This is a genomic window from Paenibacillus sp. Marseille-P2973 (assembly GCF_018101095.1).
Classification (GTDB): Bacteria; Bacillota; Bacilli; order Paenibacillales; family Paenibacillaceae; genus Fontibacillus; species Fontibacillus vini.
The window spans coordinates 198,252-218,678 of the sequence record NZ_JAGQEH010000008.1 but is presented as its reverse complement, the minus strand read 5'-3'; the positions used below and the strand labels follow the sequence as shown (position 1 = coordinate 218,678).

18 protein-coding genes are annotated in these 20,427 nt (G+C 50.2%); 10 read left to right on the top strand and 8 right to left on the bottom strand.

The features are described 5' to 3' along the window. Positions 1 to 144: 144 nt before the first annotated feature. Positions 145 to 582 (bottom strand): MarR family winged helix-turn-helix transcriptional regulator, encoded by a 438-nt coding sequence (locus tag KB559_RS17095; protein WP_211023174.1) that lies wholly within the window; start codon positions 580 to 582, stop codon positions 145 to 147. 131 nt (positions 583 to 713) lie between these two features. On the opposite strand from KB559_RS17095, the gene KB559_RS17090 reads away from it, so the two are divergent. After that, the gene (locus KB559_RS17090) at positions 714 to 1,301 is read left to right on the top strand and encodes an NAD(P)H-dependent oxidoreductase (protein WP_211023172.1); all 588 of its coding nucleotides are present in this window, start codon (positions 714 to 716) and stop codon (positions 1,299 to 1,301) included. A 121-nt stretch (positions 1,302 to 1,422) separates the two neighbouring features. Next, positions 1,423 to 2,397 carry an Abi family protein gene (locus KB559_RS17085; protein ID WP_211023170.1) on the top strand — a complete coding sequence of 325 codons (975 nt, stop codon included), beginning with the start codon at positions 1,423 to 1,425 and terminating at the stop codon, positions 2,395 to 2,397. A gap of 277 nt (positions 2,398 to 2,674) precedes the next feature. On the opposite strand, the gene KB559_RS17080 is transcribed toward KB559_RS17085, so the two are convergent. Then, positions 2,675 to 3,784 (bottom strand): C40 family peptidase, encoded by a 1,110-nt coding sequence (locus KB559_RS17080; RefSeq protein WP_211023168.1) that lies wholly within the window; start codon positions 3,782 to 3,784, stop codon positions 2,675 to 2,677. A 178-nt stretch (positions 3,785 to 3,962) separates the two neighbouring features. Between KB559_RS17080 and ypfJ the strand changes: the two genes are divergently transcribed. Then, the gene (gene ypfJ / locus KB559_RS17075; RefSeq protein ID WP_211023166.1) at positions 3,963 to 4,796 is read left to right on the top strand and encodes a KPN_02809 family neutral zinc metallopeptidase; all 834 of its coding nucleotides are present in this window, start codon (positions 3,963 to 3,965) and stop codon (positions 4,794 to 4,796) included. A 74-nt stretch (positions 4,797 to 4,870) separates the two neighbouring features. Then, entirely contained in the window at positions 4,871 to 5,152 is a 282-nt protein-coding gene (locus KB559_RS17070) for an alpha/beta-type small acid-soluble spore protein (RefSeq protein WP_211023164.1), read from the top strand. Positions 5,153 to 5,289: 137 nt separating this feature from the next. On the opposite strand, the gene KB559_RS17065 is transcribed toward KB559_RS17070, so the two are convergent. After that, positions 5,290 to 5,853: a DNA-3-methyladenine glycosylase I gene (locus tag KB559_RS17065; RefSeq protein ID WP_211023162.1), complete on the bottom strand. Its 564-nt coding sequence runs from the start codon at positions 5,851 to 5,853 to the stop codon at positions 5,290 to 5,292. 169 nt (positions 5,854 to 6,022) lie between these two features. After that, a complete protein-coding gene (gene thrC / locus KB559_RS17060; RefSeq protein WP_211023160.1) occupies positions 6,023 to 7,414 on the bottom strand; it encodes a threonine synthase in 1,392 nt (463 codons plus the stop codon). 212 nt (positions 7,415 to 7,626) lie between these two features. Between thrC and KB559_RS17055 the strand changes: the two genes are divergently transcribed. Then, complete coding sequence (locus tag KB559_RS17055) at positions 7,627 to 9,141, top strand: sensor domain-containing diguanylate cyclase (protein ID WP_211023158.1); 1,515 nt, start codon at positions 7,627 to 7,629, stop codon at positions 9,139 to 9,141. 12 nt (positions 9,142 to 9,153) lie between these two features. Next, positions 9,154 to 9,705, top strand: a complete 552-nt coding sequence (locus tag KB559_RS17050; protein WP_211023156.1) for a hypothetical protein — start codon at positions 9,154 to 9,156, stop codon at positions 9,703 to 9,705. On the opposite strand, the gene KB559_RS17045 is transcribed toward KB559_RS17050, so the two are convergent. Together KB559_RS17045 and KB559_RS17040 are read right to left on the bottom strand one after the other, a co-directional pair. Further along, positions 9,692 to 10,588, bottom strand: coding sequence for a GNAT family N-acetyltransferase (locus KB559_RS17045; RefSeq protein ID WP_211023154.1), 897 nt, complete (start codon positions 10,586 to 10,588; stop codon positions 9,692 to 9,694). The two genes, KB559_RS17050 and KB559_RS17045, sit on opposite strands and share 14 nt — an antisense overlap. Further along, positions 10,585 to 12,741: an S-layer homology domain-containing protein gene (locus KB559_RS17040; RefSeq protein WP_211023152.1), complete on the bottom strand. Its 2,157-nt coding sequence runs from the start codon at positions 12,739 to 12,741 to the stop codon at positions 10,585 to 10,587. Before KB559_RS17040 ends, KB559_RS17045 begins: the two co-directional genes overlap by 4 nt. Positions 12,742 to 12,974: 233 nt before the next feature. Between KB559_RS17040 and KB559_RS17035 the strand changes: the two genes are divergently transcribed. Then, positions 12,975 to 14,387, top strand: coding sequence for a hypothetical protein (locus tag KB559_RS17035; protein ID WP_211023150.1), 1,413 nt, complete (start codon positions 12,975 to 12,977; stop codon positions 14,385 to 14,387). Positions 14,388 to 15,002: 615 nt separating this feature from the next. Here the strand turns inward: KB559_RS17035 and KB559_RS17030 are convergent. Then, positions 15,003 to 15,674 (bottom strand): hypothetical protein, encoded by a 672-nt coding sequence (locus KB559_RS17030; protein ID WP_211023148.1) that lies wholly within the window; start codon positions 15,672 to 15,674, stop codon positions 15,003 to 15,005. A gap of 632 nt (positions 15,675 to 16,306) precedes the next feature. On the opposite strand from KB559_RS17030, the gene KB559_RS17025 reads away from it, so the two are divergent. Both KB559_RS17025 and KB559_RS17020 read left to right on the top strand, forming a co-directional pair. Next, complete coding sequence (locus KB559_RS17025) at positions 16,307 to 17,563, top strand: acyltransferase family protein (protein WP_211023146.1); 1,257 nt, start codon at positions 16,307 to 16,309, stop codon at positions 17,561 to 17,563. Between the two features lie 55 nt (positions 17,564 to 17,618). Then, complete coding sequence (locus KB559_RS17020) at positions 17,619 to 18,359, top strand: Bax inhibitor-1/YccA family protein (protein ID WP_211023144.1); 741 nt, start codon at positions 17,619 to 17,621, stop codon at positions 18,357 to 18,359. Between the two features lie 86 nt (positions 18,360 to 18,445). On the opposite strand, the gene KB559_RS17015 is transcribed toward KB559_RS17020, so the two are convergent. Next, positions 18,446 to 18,787 (bottom strand): heme oxygenase, encoded by a 342-nt coding sequence (locus tag KB559_RS17015; RefSeq protein ID WP_211023142.1) that lies wholly within the window; start codon positions 18,785 to 18,787, stop codon positions 18,446 to 18,448. A 248-nt stretch (positions 18,788 to 19,035) separates the two neighbouring features. On the opposite strand from KB559_RS17015, the gene rlmN reads away from it, so the two are divergent. After that, positions 19,036 to 20,109 (top strand): dual-specificity RNA methyltransferase RlmN, encoded by a 1,074-nt coding sequence (rlmN, locus tag KB559_RS17010; protein WP_211023140.1) that lies wholly within the window; start codon positions 19,036 to 19,038, stop codon positions 20,107 to 20,109. The last annotated feature ends 318 nt before the right edge of the window (positions 20,110 to 20,427 follow it).

Sequence of the window (20,427 nt, the reverse complement as noted above, 5' to 3'; positions counted from 1 at the left end):
CACGGTCCTCTTCGGTAAATCTCTTCTTGCTCATGCAATCCCCCCCGATGCTTATTCCAGTATACAAAAAGGTACCCACAGCCTGAACACCTTTTTTCAAAGTGTCCAAACTATGGGTACCAGTTTATTCCGGACAGGTTCTTTTTATTGTTTTTGAGAAAAGACATGACTTTGCAGGACATCCAGCGCCCGGCTGATTTCGCCCAATTGCCCATCCGATAACCCCGCAATCCGCTCCAGAAAACGGCCCTCGATCACTTGAAAGGCCTTGTCCATTAAAGACTGCCCCTCAGGAGACAGACGGATATATTGCACGCGGCGGTCTTCCGCTGAAGTATATTTTTCGCAGAGATCTTTGTCTTGAAGCTTCCGGATCTCCCGGCTCGCATTCGGCATGGAGAGATGCTGGCAATCGCTGATTTGGCTTAGGGTGACCGGCTGGCTGACTGCGATATATTCCAGAATGTCATACTGCACCGGCGTAATGTCCGCAGTCTTCACGTCTTTGGTCATTTCATGCTTCACTTCATGCACGGCTGTCGTAAAACCGACAAATTGCCGGAATAGCTGATGCTTATCCACGATATCACCTCCCTCCCAAGATAACAGGGTTGTTATCATAAAACAATTATCATTTGACAAGTAAATAGCATTACATTTATGATCGGAGATAACATATCATTATCAAATGATAACTAAAGGGAGTGGCACTCATGAACCTGCTGGTGATTTACACCTATCCGAATCATCGAAGCTTGAATTATGATTTTTTGCAAAAGGTTCTGGAAGGCAGCCGCGAGAATCCTGCGATTTCAGCGGTCCAGGTGCTCGATTTGTATGAGGAAGAGTTTGATCCGGTGCTCGTGTTCCATGAGCAGAAGCGCAGACGGGATATGCATGCCGATCCGGCTTTGGAAAAATACCGCGCGCAGATTCAATGGGCGGACAAAATCGTATTCGTATATCCGATTTGGTGGGGCCGCCCCCCGGCTATGCTGCTCGGCTACATCGATAAAATGTTTGCCTCCGGCTTTGCCTACCGGGATAACGGCAAGCTGCTTCCGGAGGGCCTGCTGAAAGGAAAATCCGCCGTCTACGTGTCAACGATGAAAGGGCCTGCGCTGTACCCGCTCTACTGGCTTAATAACGCCCATAAAGTGTTGATGCGCAAGGCCCTGCTTCAATATGTGGGCATCCGCCCGGTTAAATTTTTTGAATTCGGATCGATGGAAAGCCCCCGGGGCCGGCATGAGCAGAAACTGCAGCGGGTTTACCGGTATTTTAAGACGGTGGCCAAGTGAGAGGGAGATCCGAACGGCTCACTCCTGTAAATATTTTACGGTAATTAAGATTTTATTTTAATGGTTGTGATAGAATCTTATTAGTGTAAATTATTTCGTCTTTTACTGAGGTGTAAATAGGATGGTTCAAGGGAAAACAACCAATGGTCTCATGCGGCACTTGCGTGACAATCATGGAATTACCATACAGGGGAGTACGCATAAGCAGCAACTGCTCAATATAGGTTATTACCATGGCTACAAAGGCTATAGGTTCGTCGGAAATAATACGAATAAAATATCCTATACTCATTTCGACGAAGTGGTGGCAGTATATGAATATGACTCAAATTTAAAGTCGCTATTATACTCTAAAATTATGTTTATTGAAACGGCTTTGAAAAACTATACCCTTGAAAGATTGGTTCAAGTCGGCCCGATTGATTTCGAGTACATTTTTTCTAATCTCTTGAATGATTACAAAAAGCATGATGTTAAAAGCAAGGAGTATCACAAAAAAATGAAGAGCAGATTAGATCTGAGAGATAAGATATATGGCTCCATTAGCTATAACTTCTCAGATAAAAAAGCTGTTATTCAACATTTCTTTCATAAAAATGAACCTATCCCGCTCTGGGCGATTTTTGAAGTTATTACCTTGGGGATTTTCGGCTTCTTTATACAATGTTTAAACATTGATACTCGCATTCTGATTGCTCAGGACCTCGATATTCATAGTACTTCTCATAATCAAAATGGGAGAATCCTCGAGGATATTATCTTTTTGATCAAAGATTTGCGAAATGCAATAGCCCATAACGGGGTAGTCTTTGACTGTAGATTTAGTAAAGCGGATGCGCCGGCCAGATTGAAGGAGTACCTTCAGCACGAAACAAAGGTAGACAACATTACCTTTCATTCTATTGTAGATTATATTGTTATAGTAGTTTTTATATTAAAAAAGTTAGGGAGCTCCAAAACTGATTTAAGGAAGCTAATAAGAGCATTCGTTAATGAGTCAGAGATCTTAAGGAGTAAGATCCCTATCCCGGTATATACCTCCATAGTAGGTTCGGATTTTAGAAGGAAGATAGGCGCTTTGGGAAATTTTGTTTAGCTGTTTACGCATATGGGGAATTGTGGTAGTATATATTATAACTAATAGCGGTGTTAAGCTTCGGCTAACACTTAAGGGGATTGGATGCGTCCAATCCTCTTTTAATTTTATATAGGGAGAGACGCTCGAGGTAACATCCACTCTTAGCGTCTGTACAACCATCATCTCTCCCGGGATGCCCCCTGTGTACGAGCTCTAACCACCAGGTTTTCGTAAAAACCTTAGAATCAGTTCCTCCCACACGATTCTTCCTCACTGAACAGTTAGTCTTTCTAGGTTACTCTAACACTCTCCGAGCCGTAACAAACCGCTTCTTCCAAGAGTCGGAGAAATTCTCCAGACGAACGCCGTATTTGACGGAGTAGGTGTGAAGCAGTTGGCCGTCACCCGCATACATGGCTACGTGGCCGATATCCAGTCCCCGCGAATCGAAAAACAGCAGATCCCCTTTTTGAAGATCATCCAGGCTGACTTCTTTTCCAACTTTGGCTTGGTCGTAAGAAACTCGTGGGAGTTCGATCGATAGGGTATCTCCGAAAACGCGCTTGACGAACGACGAGCAGTCGAAGGTTTGCGTCTGTGTCGGCGAGGCGCCAAACTCATATGGCGTGCCCAGATACTTCATGCCGTAGGCGATGAGCTCATCCGCCTGTTTCTCCCGCAATGCGGTACTGGAGTAGTCGGTATATTTGGGCTTGGCCGAGATGAAGCCGGTCCGGTTATCCTGCGTGCGTACTTCTAACCAGAGCGGGGAGACTTCGCGAACGACGTGGACCTTCTCTCCGGCGGGCAGCAAATTCTCCGCGGCTGGACTCTCCGCATCCGGCGCACTGCGTAGGTTGACGCCCCATAGAATACTGGTTTCATAATTGATCGGGTCTGGGGAAGTGATCATAACGGTCTTTGTGTTGGCTTCCCATTTTACCGTGCTGCCGAGCGCTTCACTGACAAAACGCAGGGGAACCAGCGAATAGCCGTTCTCAATCCGTCCGGGAACGGTCAGGTCCAGGGCTTTCCCATTCAATTGCGCGGTTTGTTCGCCGATCCGATAGATAAGCTCCGTGTTATCTTTAGTAGCGGTGACCGTTTTACTGGCTTCTTCCCAAGTCAGTTTAGCGCCTTGGGCTTCAAACAGTCCGCGCATCGGGATGAGCACGGTGCCGTCTATGAGCAGCGGATTCGTCTCGGGCTGCAGCTGGCGTCCGTCCAAATAGACGGATACGGATACTGGACCGGGTACTGAACCGGTTGCAGGATCAACTGATGATTCGGTTATAGGAAGAGTTGTATTTGTAGAGTCCGAGGCCGACGATTCGGCATGAACTGGGGTCGAAGCGAGAAGAGACGCAGCAAGCAAAAGAAGGATCGTGGCTTTTTGTGTTGTCATATTTTTCATCACCTTGTCGTTATTTGTTACTTAATTGGACGAATTGGAACGGATATAGTTGTGGTGCTAAATGTTGGTAACTGTGATTTTTTTCGGTTTGACGGTTCCCTAGCCAAATGTGGGTATTAAATAAGACAATCTGATTTACCAGGATCGAAATGGGCTAGGGGGGATGACCATGCAGTGGAAAGGAAGACGTGGAAGCTCGAACGTAGAGGATCGCCGGGGCAAAGGCGGCGGCGCCATGATCGGCGGCGGCATCGGCGGTATCATCATTTTGCTGGTGGTGACGCTGCTCGGCGGGGGAAATGCCGGAGACTTGCTGAGTTCGCTGACCTCCGTCGGCTCGGAGACGAGCGCTCCCTACCAGGAGACGCAAGAGGAGAAGGAGCTCGCCCAGTTTGTCTCCGTGGTGCTGGCGGATACGGAGGACGTGTGGACCGAGCTGTTTAGGGAAGAAGGGCTGGTCTATGAAAAGCCGACTCTTGTCTTATACACGGACAGCGTCCAATCCGCTTGCGGGACTGCCGGGAAAGCCGTAGGGCCTTTTTATTGTCCAGGCGACAAAAAGCTCTACATTGATCTCAGCTTTTACGATGAGCTGCGACAGAAGTTCCAGGCTCCGGGCGACTTCGCTATGGCATACGTCATCGCGCATGAGGTAGGCCATCATGTCCAGACGCTCCTTGGAACGACGGAAAAGCAGATGTCGGGCAGCAAACGTTCCAACGAGCAGTCCGTCCGGCTGGAGCTGCAAGCCGATTATCTGGCCGGGGTATGGGCGAATCATGCCCGGGACGATCTGGGTGTGCTGGAGCAAGGAGACTTGGAGGAAGCACTGACCGCAGCGACGGCGGTCGGCGACGATACCCTGCAGAAGAAGGCTCAGGGCTATGTCGTGCCGGAGAGCTTCACGCACGGAACGTCCGAACAGCGGAAGCGCTGGTTCTATAAGGGCTTTGAGAATGGCACGATCGAAGGCGGAGATACGTTCAACGCCAAAACACTTTAAAGAAGGGTGTTAAAGAATCAATTTCGTCCTCCTTGGGCATGTTAGGTTCAAACAGTCCAAAAGGAGTGGGCGAAATGTCTAGACGAAACCGAAAATACGCCGTCCCGGGAGCGGAGCGCGGGATGCAGGCGTTTAAAGCGGAAGTGATGCGTCGTGAAGGATATGATGTGGATCCGAACCGGCCGGACGATGTGAAATATGAAGTGGCCAAGGAGCTGGGCGTTCCGCTCCAGCAAGGCGGCAACGGCAACCTGACTACCGAATCGGCCGGTCAGATCGGCGGAAAAATCGGCGGATCGATGGTCCGTGAAATGATTCGGCTTGCCCAGCAGCAGCTGGCGGACAGGGAATCTTAGGAATACTGTCACCTGCACCTTCATACAGCGGTCTCATATATTTTCAGACCTAAAAAGCCCATTCTGCTCGGGACATAAACCGTTGCGGGATGGGCTTTCCATAGCGGAATAACGTTCAAATGATGTCGATCCTCGGATCAAGCTCGGCAGTAACAATCCAGTGTGTGATCGTTTACCATGCCGGAAGCCTGCATGAACGCATAGAGGATGGTCGAGCCGACGAATTTCATGCCTTTTTTCTTCAAAGCTTTGCTCATCGAATCGGAGATTGGGGTGGAGGCGGGCACGTCGGAAATCGACTCCCAGTGATTGATGATTGGCGTACCGTCCACGAAGCTCCACAAATAGCCGCCAAAGCTGCCGTGCTCCCTGATAATATCGAAATAAACCGAAGCATTGGTGATCACGCTTTGGACCTTTAACCGGTTGCGGATAATTCCCGGATTTTGCAGTAACTCCTCCACTTTGTCCGGTCCGTATTTAACGATGATATGGGGGTCAAAATGGTCGAATGCCTCGCGGAAACTTTCACGTTTCTTCAAGATCGTGTACCAACTCAGACCTGCCTGCATCCCCTCTAGTGTGAGCAATTCAAACAGCTTTTGATCGTCGTAAAGCGGTTTGCCCCATTCCTCGTCATGGTAGGCAATATATAGCGGGTCCGCGTTGACCCAGGCGCAACGAATCGCATTCTCCTTCATGGAATTTATATACTCCCTTCGAACGTTTGTTTGTATAGGCTAATTCGTTCATCATACATGGAATCCGTAAAAAAGAAAATCCCATACCTAATATTCGGGTGCAAAAAAGGCCGATCCAGCATCATTTTTAAATGACGAAGGACCAGCCTTTTTAAGTTAGTGTTATCAGTTAAAAGAACTTCAACAGTTCTTCCTTCACGGCGTCGTTCGAGCCATCGACGAGCTTTTGATGCTGCGGCTTGTCGAAGAGGGCCTGAATTTGCGGCGGGAAGGTCTGTTCGATCTGGATCAGCTCGATCGCTTCATTGAACTTGGCCGGATGTGCCGTCGCCAAGGCCACGGTGACTTCACCCTTAGCGGTGAAGCGGTCTGCTGCGGCCACGCCGCAAGCGGTATGCGGGTCAAGCAGATAACCGAAGTCGTCGTGCACCTGTCCGATCGTGGCGAGGCAGTCGTCGTTCTCCACGCTGGCCGCGGTGAAATCACGCTGCACCTGGGTGAGCCGGTCGCCGGATACGGTAATCCGACCCTCCTGGCGGAAGCTGTCCATTAGGGAGGCAACGGAGGCTGCGTCTTCCCCTTGCAGGTAATACAGGTAGCGCTCGAAGTTGCTGGCCACCTGAATATCCATCGACGGGCTGTAAGTCATATGGAATTCTCCAGGCTGGTAGATTCCCTCGTTGACGAACCGTTCCAGAATGTTATTCTCGTTAGTGGCGAGAATCAATTTGCTGACCGGGAGCCCCATCTTTTTGGCAAGGAAGCCGGCAAAGATGTCTCCGAAGTTGCCTGTCGGAACGCTGAAATTCACAGCACCTGTTGCCGCGCCTTGGTTCGCGAGCTGGAAGTAAGCGTAGAAATAGTATACGGTTTGCGCCAGAATACGCGCGAAATTGATCGAGTTGATCGCCCGCAGATGGTACTCCTGCTTGAACGCCACATCCGCGAACAGTTCCTTGATGATACGCTGACAATCGTCAAAATTGCCTTCGACCGAAAGATTCAGCACATTGGCGTCATCCACCGTCGTCATTTGCAGCTCCTGCACCTTGCTGACCTTGCCGTTCGGATGCAGGATGCAAATTTTAATGCCCTCTTTGCCGCGGACTCCCTCGATGGCCGAAGCTCCGGTATCTCCAGAGGTGGCGCCGAGAATATGGATGATGGAATTTTGTTTCCGGGAGATATACGAGTACAAGTTACCCAAAAACTGCAGAGCGATATCCTTAAAGGCAAACGTCGGTCCGTGGAACAATTCGAGAACATACAAATTGTTCTTAACTTTGCGGAGAGGCGTTACCTCTTGGTCGCGGAACGTAGCGTAGCTGTCATTTACAAGCTGCTTCAAATCTTCACGCGGAATTTCCCCGTCGATATAGAGCGAGAAAATTTCAAGAGCCAACTCCGGGTAGGAGAGCTGTTGCCACTGGGCCAGCGTGTCTTGCGATACTTGCGGGATATGCTTTGGAACGAGCAAACCGCCGTCGTCGGCCAGTCCCATCAGAACTGCTTCCACGAAGCCGATTCCCGCCACTTTCCCCCTGGTGCTGATATATTCCATAATGATCCCCTTTACATTCAACGATTTTCAATCATTGTAACAAAAAACGTTCCGTTTCCCAACCGATTTTGCAGAAAAAACAGCAGCCGTCATGGCATAGACCGAAACTGGCCATTTTCAAACCGAAATATATAGTGAACGGCCAGGCGTTGATGGTACAATATACTCAGGTCTTTACAACTAAGTCACCTCAGAATCAGGAGAGATTGCCGATGATTGCACACTATAGTCTGGTCTTTTTTTGTACCGTACTGCTAGCCGCATCGACCAATATGTTCCGTTTCAAACTGAATGATACGCTGAATAAATGGATTCTTATTATGGCAACGCTCGTTCTGGTCGAGGTGGAGGGGTATTTGTTCGATTTCCGGCATACGAATTGGATGCTGCTTGTTTTCATAGGCATCTCGGTGCTGTGCTTCGGCATTCGCGGAGGTTTGATGAGCACGTTTGCCTCCTGGTTGATTCTGTTCGCTCAATGCAGCGTGCGGGAGCTTTCCATTTGGCCGACCTACATCTTATTTGCGACCGGAGTTTATTTGCTTATCCGGCATATAAACCATTTGCGGAAAGAAGGCGATGATTGGCTCGGCAAGCTTACGGACAACTCGAGACAATTGAATGTATTCAAAGAGGTCAGCTTGTCCATGCAGCAAACGTTCAATCTGGACAAGCTGCTTCAGACGATATTAACGTCGGTGACAGCCGGTCACGGGCTTGGTTTCAACCGGGCGTTGATCATGCTCATGAATGAGCAGGGCACGAAGCTGCACGGCATCATGGGAACCGGACCTATGTCGGCCGAGGAAGGTTACGCGATCTGGGACCGGATTACCAAGCATAAGTACAAGCTCGTGGAGCTAATCGAGATCAAGGAGAAGGAGAAGTCTTCGGATCTAAAGCTGAACGAACGCGTGAAAAAGATAGAGATTCCGCTGGACAAGCCTAACTTTCTAACGAGAGTTCTGGAGAAAGGCACCCCGCTTCATATTCAGGAAATATCAAACGGGGAAAGCGATTCGACGCTGCAAATGTTCGCACGGGAATTTAATATGGGTGAGATGGCGGTATTCCCTTTAGTAAGCCAAGGGATTAAGGTCGGGGTGCTTCTGATCGACAATCCGGTCAATAAGAAGCCGATTACGGCAACCGATATCGACAGCGTGCTTCCGCTTGCCAACCAAGCTGCGATTGCGATTCAGCAATCCCGGCTATACACGGCGTTGGAGGATATGGCGCTCAAAGACGGGTTGACCGGACTGCATAACCAACGTGCTTTTCAATCCCTGCTGACCCAGTTCTGGCCGGGTTCCGGGGAGTCGCCGCTGGCGCTCATCCTTTTGGATATCGATTATTTTAAACATTTCAACGATACGAACGGACATCTGCTCGGAAATGAAGTATTGGTACGGCTGGCTGAGGTCATCCGCTCTTCCATCCGGAAGAATGATAAGGCATTCCGTTTTGGCGGAGAGGAATTTGTAGTTCTGCTTCCGGATACGGACAAAGAAGAAGCAGCGCTTGTGGCTGAACGGATCAGAACCCAGGTGGAAAAAGAAGATTTTCCGGGCGGAAATAAGCAGCCGGCAGGACGATTGACAGTAAGCCTGGGAGTAGCCTCCTCATCGGACAAATCTTCACCATTAACTCCGCTAGAGCTAGTCGATACTGCGGACCAGGCGCTGTACCAGGCTAAGGCGGAGGGCAAAAACAGGGTCGTTTCCTAGGAGGGCTGAACAATGACAACCGGATTCGCTACATTTTTCATTGTGCTGTTGTTCGTTCTGACGATTGTCGCAAGCGGCAGGTATTTTTACGGTCTGGAACTCCGAACCAGTGCCAGAAGGCTGACTCGAGCTCTGAATCTGGAAATCCCGAAGCTGGACTATTCCTTTGAGCAAATCGTCTATTTCGCATCTTTGCCCAGCAACATCCCGTCGATCCGGAATGCGAGCCGGGACAATTTGGTCATCAAGCTGGACTACAAATCGTTATTTTTCCCCCGGTTGTCCGGGCTTAAGATCTATATCAAGACGGATACGGAGCGGATCATCCTGGCGTACCTGCCGATCAAGGATTTCCGGCTGCCTGTACTGGATCAAGTTTTGGAGCAGGGGAAGATCAATGAATCCGACTACCAGAAAATAAGCATATGCAAATTGATCCACCCGGCTACATTAAAAGAGATCTCGGAAGAAGTATTTCAACAAATTCAAGTCGGCCGTAAAGGACGCAAGCCTGCTGCGGCAGACACAGCCGATTCAAAAGAAAGAACGGTCAAAGCGATTTGACCGTTCTCCAAAGAATTTCTTTATGAATCGCAGGGTGATCGATCTGCCGGTTCATGAACCGGACCATCTCCGCATTCTCAGCCTCTACGAAAAATATAGCTTCCGTAAGTTTCCCTTCCCGGATGATCCGGCGGCAGGCTTCGGCCCCCAGCGATATGGCGCGGGCAAGCCGTTGATGCTTATCCTTCACGAACATACTTTTTAAGAGTACGGTTCGCGCATCAAACTGCTCCACGATGATCCATCCAACAGGCACCTGATGATATCGTAAAATCAAGCTGTGCTCCCTGTCGATTTGGTCCTCTTCCGCAAACGGGTCCAGGATCGGGGGATACCAGATCCCTGTTCCGTGTGCAATGACGGACCTTTCCTCTTCCGTGAGCCCGGAGAGCGGGCCGAAGGTGAATTCCTTCGGCAGCCGGAGCCGCTCTATTCTCGGCAGGTCTTCGACGACCCGCCGCAGCGGACCGCTCCAGATATGAATGCCCGGCGTCGGCGCAGCGAATCCGCAGCTTTGCAAAAAAGCTGCGCTGACGGAGCCCGGCTCCGTCTCGCCGACATACTCCGCGCGCATCAGAGCGGCCCCGTTCTGCCGCAGCAGCGACTCCAGCATGCCGAGCAGCTGGCGGCCCACGCCTTTGCGGCGATACGGCGGGTCGACCGCCAGCGCGCGCAGCTGCGCCGTTTTGGCGCCGCCGGTTGCCGGGTGGCCTGCCTGCAGGCTGGCTACCGCCAAGCCGACCGGCCGGCCATCCAGGCTTGCTCCAAGCGCCGCATAAGACGGAGGAAGCTCCTGCATCAAGGGCAGGAGCTCCTTCGGCGTCAGCGCGCTAAAAGCGGCCGGGACAGCGCCGCGATAGGCGCGAACCTCAATCTTGCTCATGAGAGAGGTTCTGGGAGCGGAGGGGCCGGGACTCTGATGATCACCGGGTCCGGTTTATTCCCGGCGGAGTCACCAATTCGATTAAATACGATTTGGAAAGCCGGATCAGAGATAGGAAGGATAACTGGAGGGAACTTTTGGAAAAATTCCGATGTTAGATTAATCGAGAATGTATTCTCTCCTTCTTCAAATGAAATGGTGAAATCAGTGCCTTCCGACAAAGGAACGGCGTGAGGGTCGGGAGTATCGCCTATCATGCCGAAAGGAGAATAGGATACATTGACCAACGCAGGAAGAAGAGAGTTCGATCCGATTCGCTTGTACAACGGCTCATCCGTAGTGACCGTCATTGTTCCGTTGTCATAAGTGGCACTGGTCACGGTCGGCTTGGTGTTGTCGAATCTTACTGGAATGTTGACCACCTTTACTACAGTTCCAGCCTCGGTTACGGTAAAGGTCAAGTCGGCCTGGGCTTGCTCGGTGGCGGATTCAGCCGCAAGAATGGAAATCCCGTCAGACTGCTTTATTACATTAACCAGTTGACTATCCGAAGAGCTAAGCTCTATGCGGCCGATGGTCTCGCCGTTACTACTTTCGTAAAGTTCAAACGCTGGTCCTTCCCCACTAGCTAAGTAGACATCTTGAATTTCCCCGGCCCGCTGAAGTTTTATGAAATCCTTAATACTTTGTTTGTTAAACGAATAATCACTATCACCAGCAACAATTTTTATCGAACTGCCCGGCTTTAATACAAACTCATCAGCAACTTGAACGACCTCCAGAGGCTGGATCAGTGAACCTTCGAACTCGACAAGGGAATGATTCAACGCATTAATGGCTCCCTTGATCTGGTCTTCCGTAGCCATGGAATCTTGTTGAACTTCAATGGCGGTAGTAACAGCGTTGTTCAAGGCTTGAACCGCATACAGAGGATATTTGCCGGTGGTGTTTCCGGTATTCTCCTCAGCTGCACCAAGAAGTGCTTGAGCCTGTTCGATGACTTGGCTTAACAGCACCCGCGGATCTTCCGTTTGGAGTACGACTTTTTTATTTGAGAATTCAGGTGACAGTTTGCCGGATGTACCGCGAATCGCGCGAGTGGTTTCAAGAGGCTTGTAAGATACCTCCACCTCTTCATCCAAAGATTGTGGATGTGCCAGTTTCACGAAGACGGACTTGCCTTCAATGGAGATGTTTCGTATGGAGATCGGGAATGGCTCGTTGCCGTCTTTGCCCGTGATTTTGATGTCTTCCGTAGTCGGTACGTGCGTGGTGTCGAGTGTTTCGCTATACGTAATGACAATGGTATCGGCATTGGAAAAAGAAAGCGTCGGCTGCGCCAATTCCGTTTCCACAGGCGTACCCGGGTTGGTGCTTCCACCGCCGCTGTTGCTTCCGCCGCCACTGCTACTACCGCCGCCGCTGTTTCCAGTATTCGCTGGAGGTGTCGTTGGAGCAGGGGTTTGAGGCTGGGTTGTTCCCGAACCTGTTCCTGTTTCTTCTGAAGGAGGAGTGGTTTGATTTTTTAATTCTTCAGCCTTCTTGAGAAACTTGGCAGCTACTTGAGCTACAGCTTGTCTTTCCGCGTTGCCGGAGGGGTTGAAGGTACCGTTAGTATTGCCGGAAATTAGCCCCAGTTCGACGGCTGCGGCTACCGCATCTTTGGCGTAATCGGCGATCTTGCTGGCATCGGAGAATTTCAGCTCTGCGCCTTTTCCCGTAGCATCTACACCCAGTGCGCGCACAAAAAGCACGGCCATATCCTGGCGGGATAAGTTCGCTCCCGTACCGAATTTGCCGTCCCCTACGCCATTAATTAGGCCGGCCTTCACGGCTGCCTCGATGTAAGCGAACGCATAATGAGGTTCAGGAACGTCGGAGAAGGTTGCCGTCGGCGGTACGGATTGCGTATCCAGATTCAATGCTTTGGCCAAAATGATCGCGAAATCCTGCCGCTCGATTTTTCCCGTAGGATCGAATTTGCCGTCCCCTTTTCCATTGATAATACCCTTCTCAACCAGTTCCTGGATCGCGTTCTTTGCGTAGGAGCCGTCGATATCGGACAGCGTCGTCGCCGCCGAAACGGGAAGCGCGAGGGCACTAAGCAGTGCCGCGGTCGTCATTACCTTGATTACGAGCTTTTGATTCTTCATTCTCGTGTGATCCCCCTTAGGATTCTATGAATATGATTCTATTAAAATCTGTCTCTCAAGTTGTAGTTTCCAGCTTTTATCATAATGGATTGCTTAATTGTTGTAATTATTTTTTTTCAAAATTTAAAAATTCAATATTAAAGCGATATCTTCCTCGCCATCCGAACCCATGCCCAGGCCTCCGCATAGCATATACAACCACTTTGGAAGTAAAGGAAGGGCGTGGTTTAGTAATGGGAATTCAGCTTACGGCAATCCATTACGTGTACTTGGCATTCATCGTGTTTATTCTGGCATTGTTGATCAAACGGCGGGATACGACGATGATCTGCGTGGCGGGTATTTTTCTGCTCGGCCTGCTTGCGACGGAGACGCTGAGCGGTTCGGTTTCGGGGGTTTTCAACTCTTTTATTTATGCGACAAAAGAATTGATGGGGACGATCATGATCATCTCGATCATCGTGGCGATGAGCCGGGTTCTGATCATCACAGGAATTAATGAAACGATGGTCGCGCCGCTGACTCGTTTTATCCGTACGCCGACCGTCGCTTTTTGGGGGATCGGCCTGATTATGATGGTGACCTCGTTCTTCTTCTGGCCGTCACCTGCCGTTGCTTTAATCGGCGCCGTGCTTTTACCGGTTGCGCTTCGTGTCGGACTTCCCGCTCTGGGAGCCGCCGTGGCGATGAATTTGTTTGGTCATGGCATCGCGCTGTCCGGGGACTATATTATACAAGGAGCTCCAAAATTGACGGCCGATGCGGCCGGTCTGCCGGTTAGCGAGGTCATGGCAGCCAGTGTGCCGTTGGTGATAGTGATGGGTCTAGTGACTACGGTGACGGCATTCTGGATGATGCGAAGGGATATGAAGCGGGGGTCATGGAGGGATGGGCTCGTCACGGAAAATTCGTCCTCCGCGTTGCTTTCCCTCAATATCCGGATCGAGGAGCGCGCGGTGATATCGCCGGGCACAAGAAAAACATTGGCGGTTCTCATTCCTCTCCTGTTTCTGGCTGACGTGGTAGCGATGTTTTGGCTGAACCTGCAGGGCGGGGACGCGACGGCACTCGTTGGAGGAACCGCCGTGTTGATATTGATTGCCGTCACTTTGCTGGCTCACCGGAACCGGGGACTTGAACAAGTGACGTCATATATGATCGACGGATTCGTTTTCGGATTTAAGGTGTTCGGCCCTGTCATTCCCATCGCTGCGTTCTTTTATTTGGGCGACGCGGCGTTTACGGATCTGTTCGGCAAGGTGCTTCCGGAAGCCTCGCACGGGATCGTCAACGACCTCGGGGTTGCACTCGCGAACAGCGTTCCGCTGAACGGCGCGGTGGGAGCCGTAACGTTGACCGTGACCGGCGCGATCACCGGCCTCGACGGTTCCGGCTTCTCCGGCATCTCCCTCGCAGGTTCGATCGCCCAGCTGTTCGCGGTCGCTACTCAATCCGGTGCCGCCACGCTGACGGCGCTCGGGCAGATCTCCGCCATCTGGGTCGGCGGCGGTACGCTGATCCCGTGGGCGCTCATCCCCGCCGCGGCCATCTGCGGTGTCAGCCCGTTCGAGCTGGCGCGGCGCAATCTGAAGCCCGTGCTAATCGGCCTTGGCGTCACAACGGTAGTCGCGATGTTTCTGCTGTAGCGACTGGCCAGTGACAGCGGGCTTTCGCTTTCCTAGGCTAGCCCGGTCCAGCCCAGTCCTGTCCCTAATTAACTGGATTTTCTACAGCTAATTTTCAAATAAGAGAGACCTGACGCTGAAATAACTGTAAAACCTACAGTTATTTCAGGTCAAATTCAGCTAATCCTTGTATATCGGCGGAATTAACTGTAGATTTTCCATCTAATTGCTCCAAAACGCCTTAAACGAGAAAAATAGCTGTAGGTTTTACATCTAATTTCTTCGAATAGTCCCAAAGTTGCTGGGAATCGCCTAAAAGGAGCGCCTCCCTCCATCACCTCACCACAACCCACTTAAATCAACCTACTCTACTAACCAACTCAGCCAACTCAGCCAACTCAGCCAACTCACCCAACGCACCCAACGCACCCAACGCACCCAACGCACCCAACTCACCCAACTCACCCAACTCACCCAACTCACCCAACTCACCCAACTCTACTCTAACCAACTTCCCCCTTTATCCCCAAAGTTGCCTTTCCTCCCTGTATTTCGCTAGCTCCATCCCAACACTTTCTTAGCACTTTTCCAGTGCCTACCCCGCACTTTCCCAGCGTCTGCCCAACTTATATCCAGTCAATTAAAGTAATCCAAAACATTGTGAGCCAGCTTGTATCGGACGAGCCTTTGGCCGGTTCCGCGGAGAGAGGGGAGCAGCCAGCCTTTGTCGCATAACCTTTGCAGCATCAGGACGGCTGTTCTGTGATTGACTCCAAAGTGGAGTTCTACATCTTTTGGGCGAATTTGTCCGGTCATTTGGACGGCGAGTCGAATGAGCTCCTTCTCGGCGAAAATAGCCCGGTCAGACGGGGCCGATTCTGCCTGATATCGACTCAAGGCCATTCGCAATAAGGTTATGCAAAGCTCGGGACGCTGCTCCACATCATCATAAGCAAAGGAGATCACGTGGCCGCCCATCGCATACAGGAAGGTTTTGCGGTTCAGTTCGTTGCTGAACTTTTGTCGGTCCATGTCCCGGGAATGGGAGGCATACCCTTTGATTTCGATCATGAGTTTCACATACCCCGGTATCCAGGCGAAATCCGTAAAATAGGGCCTGCCCCGCCAATCGGAAACCTCATACTCCGGGTGGAGATGTTCTAAGTTGCCTCGCAATGGCCACCAAACATTTCGAAGAAATAGCTTTTCAGCGTGAAGATGACCTCGCTCCAGCCGTCCCCGGCGTTCTCCCTTTCTATTCGCCAAATGCTCATGAATCCAGATTTCGTGCGCTTCCTCAAACCTCATAGTTAAACATCCTCTCGCTAAAAAATAAAAACGCCCCGCCTCACTCTTCCGAGTGAAACGGGACGTTCTTCGTCTCTTCTATATCCAGTATATGCTAAATTCCCTTCGGTAACTATATTTGATCTGGTGTTTAAAAATAAATAATAAAAATAGGTGTAAAATCTACAGTTAATTTTGCACAAATCTATTACGAGAAGAAAATTACTGTAAAACCTGCAGTTATTTCTGCCTAAACAAGCCCTTTTATAACATTACAGCCCAATTAACTGTAGGTTTTGCATCTAATTGCTCCGAAACGCCCCAAACGAGCAAAATAGCTGTAGTTTTTCCCGTTAATTGGGGTGGAGGGGGACATGGAAATTGGACAGGGATTGGGCAGGGATTGGATAGGGACAGGAAAATTGGACAGGGATTGGACAGGGATTGGATAGGGACAAGAAATGGGCAGGGTGCAGGCTACAGGGCGCAGGGGGCGGGGAATGAACACGGGCCTGAGCACAAGAAAAAATTACACTTCCAATAAGAAGAACTTCCTCTCTTCCGGAATAAAGGAGATGTGATAGGATAGGAAGAAATAGGAAGATTAGAACAACGGAACGTTAGTAAAACAGTACATAAAAGGAGGATCTACGTTGAAACAAACGTTAAAAGAACAGCCGAACCATTTAGCCGGTGCCGATGGGCTCCGAGCCTTGGCGTGTCTGGGCGTTATTTTTCATCATCTTGCACAAACCATGGCAGTATCGCAGCAAAAGCCCCCGGTTCAGGAGTGGCAATCCTTTCTGATTTTGGGCAACGTCGGCGTTAGTATCTTTTTCGTGCTTAGCGGTTTTTTGTTGGCATATCCTTTTTGGAAGCGCTACCTTCATGAAGGGGAATATCCCAGCATCAAACAGTACGTCGTCCGCAGAGCGGCAAGAATCATACCCGGTTATTACTTCGCTTTTATCCTCTGCATGATTCTGGTGCTGACCCTCAACATAGACTCACCGCATTTTTGGCTCCGCTCCTTAACCGGTTTGACCTTCACCTCGGGATTTCACTACACCACCTTTTTCCCTTCGGAAATCAACGGACCGTTCTGGTCGATCAGCTTTGAAGTGTTCAGTTATATTCTTATGCCTCTTTTTATGTGTGGTCTGTTTAAGCTGTTTAGCAAAAAGAGATCTTTTCCGGCAGCAATGCTTTACTGGGTCGGCGTGCTGCTAGTGATTGTGGTGGTCAACCAGTTGATTCACCGGTTTTTCACGACGGGTGAGGAATTGCGCGGCTGGCAGTATGGACTCATCGGCGGCGCTAAATTCTGGATGCCTAATTACAATCCGATCGGATTATTCGGCCACTTTTCTATTGGAATCATCGCGTCCGGTCTGGTTTGCCGTTTTCAGAAAGCCGAGGTAACGGCAAAGCTTCGAGCCTCCGGACTCTTTGATGCGCTTAGCGCAGTCAGTTTGATCGCCGCCGCGCTCTTTCTCTGGTTGGCCCGCCATAAACCGGAATTCAGCTTGAGCATCCAGCAGCAACCGTTTTTCTTTCCTTTTTTCACGATCCTCATCGGTTGTTTCCTGATGACTGTGCCATTCTCCCGTTGGATCGGCAAAGGCATGGACAATCCTTTTTTCCGGTATACGGCCAAGGTGTCATTCGGATTATATATTTGGCATAACCTATTAATGACGTTAGCGGTCAAGTATTGGATCGAGGATTTCCATTTTGGAGGCATCGTGGACCTGGGCCGGTGGATTTGGCTTTCGCTTGGCGTCCTTGCGGTTTCTTACGCAATTGCTTCATTATCGTATTTTCTTTTAGAGAAGCCGATTTTGGATCGTTCCCATCGGTATAAGGGTTCACACAGGGTGCCAAAGAACGGAGCAAAAAAAGCTGCTTAATACTTAGAGAAAATATGATATTATGAAAGAAATTCATAAATGAGGTGAGTATTTCTTGATCGGACGCAGTGGTAATCCTACTTTGAAAGAAAGCACTTTTGAAAGGCACGAGCAATTCTCCGGCATGAATGCGATGACGATTGAAGGGACAGTCAACAAAGCTTTCATTACGTTGGTTATCCTTTTGGGCAGCGCGTTCAGCACATGGATGCTTTATTTTGACGGTTACAATGTGATTCCTATGGCAATCGGGGGCGCGATCATCGGCTTTATTTTGGCCCTGATTACCAGCTTTGTCCCTAAAGCTTCGCCGTATTTGGTGCCGATTTATGCCATCGCGGAAGGGATGTTCCTGGGCGCGATCTCCGCGCAATACGAATCGCTTCTTAACGGAATTACGCTGCAAGCCGCATTGCTGACGATGGGCGTATTCCTGGCTTTGCTGATCGCGTACAAGACGAAATTGATTAAAGCTACCGAAAACTTCAAGCTGGGCGTCATCGCCGCTACTGGCGGGATCGCACTTGTTTATTTGTTGAGCTTTATTCTGGGAATGTTCGGCATCACCATGCCGTATCTGCATGACAGCTCGTTAATCGGCATCGGGATCTCGGTAGTGATCGTTATCGTGGCCGCATTGAATCTCGTGCTCGATTTCGACTTTATCGAAAGAGGAGCAGAGCAAGGAGCTCCTAAATACATGGAGTGGTACGGAGCATTTGGTTTGATGGTCACACTCGTATGGCTGTACCTCGAAATGGTACGTCTGCTCGCCAAAATCGCGAGCCGCGATTAATCGGGCATATCGCTCGCCTGAAATTTCATAGGAAAAGGCTGACGGGAGTTATGCTCCCGCCAGCCTTTTTTTGCATCGGATCCGTTTTAACCGATCTCTTTGACTCCGGCCACCTCATAGGTGATGAGTTCGCTCCCGAGAATCGGAGATTCCTTCTTGGCCTCGCCGTCCGATGGGCCCGAACCTGCGCCGGGACGCTGGTGCGCGGCTTTAAAAGCATCGCTGTCTTTCCACGCGTTGAAGTCCTCCATCGACTCCCAGTAAGTGTTGACGTTCAGCTCGTCGTAATCACTCAAGTTCTGGGTGAGCAGCACCTCTACCTTAAGGATGCCTTTTGACGAGTCTAGCGGGCCCGCTGCGGTAAAGCGGGGAGCCATCGCTGCGGCCATGCCTTTTTTAACCTTAATCCGGTTAGTTACTACGATCATCATGAACAGCTCCTTTCTTTGGGACGTTAATGTGTCGTAACCTCGGGTGTACAGCCTGTACCCTGATTCATGACTAGTATAGAGCTTTTGAAGGTGGAATAAAAGTTTGCCCAAACCTCAGTCGCCAAGCAATAATCTGGTATCCCGAACTTGCTTGTGTTCATAATAAAAATTTGGGACAATAGAACAGATTGCAACAAAAGTAACAGGAGATAATTCATAGTTTTTCAAAAGAAAGAGGCAGGCACATGAATAAACCATCCATTTATGGATTAACTTTAGATCAGCTCGGGGCTTGGCTGGAGGAACACGGCCACAAAAAATCCCGGGCCTTGCAGGTATGGGACGGCTTGTACCGTCAACGGGTAACCGAATTTGGGATGATGAATTCGGTGAAGCCGGAGGTTGCGGTTTTGCTGGAGGAGCACTTTTCCATTCAAACGCTGGCTGTGCATACGAAACAGGAGTCTACCGACGGAACCGTCAAATTCCTGTTCAAGCTGGAGGACGGCAATCTGATTGAGACGGTGTTGATGAGACATAAATTCGGGTTGTCCGTATGCGTGACGACGCAAGTAGGCTGCAATATCGGCTGCAGCTTTTGCGCTAGCGGATTGCTCAAAAAGAGCAGAGATTTGACGTCGGCGGAGATTACGGAACAAATCATGAAGGTACAGCTATTCCTGGATGAGGCCGGTCAAGGAGAATTGGTCAGCCATATCGTGGTTATGGGGATCGGCGAACCGTTCGATAATTTCACCCATCTCGTGAACTTCCTGCGCACGGTGATGGATGCCAAGGGCCTGGCGATCGGACCTAGACATATTACCGTATCGACCAGCGGACTGGCGGACAAGATCAGAGAATTCGCGGATCTCAACCTCCGCGTCAATCTGGCCGTGTCGCTGCATGCGCCGAACAATGAACTGCGCACGCGGATTATGAAGATTAACAGAGCTATTCCAATCGAAGAATTGTTGCCGGCGATCGACTACTTTATGGAGAAAACGAACCAGCGGGTCACGTTGGAGTATATTTTGCTTCGGGAGGTCAACGACCAGCGCGAGCATGCGCTGGAACTGGCGGAGTTGATCGGAGACCGGAGACCTTCGGTCAACGTCAACTTGATCCCGTACAATCCCGTCGACGAGCACAGCCAATACCAGCGCAGCGACCAGGATGCAATTCTTGGCTTCTACGACGAGCTTAAGAAGCAGAACGTCAGCGTCAGCGTCCGGTTGGAGCACGGAACGGACATCGACGCCGCATGCGGCCAGCTTAGAAGCAAACAAATTAAACGGATGGAGAAAACGCCGTCATAAGCATATCACGATAATGCCGATGTATTTGCGCTGGCATAATCGTGCTAGCACAATCATTTGGCGTTGGACTGCCTTGGAAATTCACATTTCCGAGGCAGTTTTTTTGTAGGTAGGGTTGGGTAAGGCCCATCGGGGCAAGTGGTGGGCAAGTTGCGGTCCAGTGGTGGGCAAGTTGCGGTCCAGTGGCGGTCCAGTGGTGGTCCCCAATTAACTGCAAAATCTACAGCTAATATTTGAATTTGCAGGGTTGCGCGATAATTAACTGTAAAACCTACATCTAATTCAATGGATTCCGAAGGTATCGGGCTATTTGCGTGC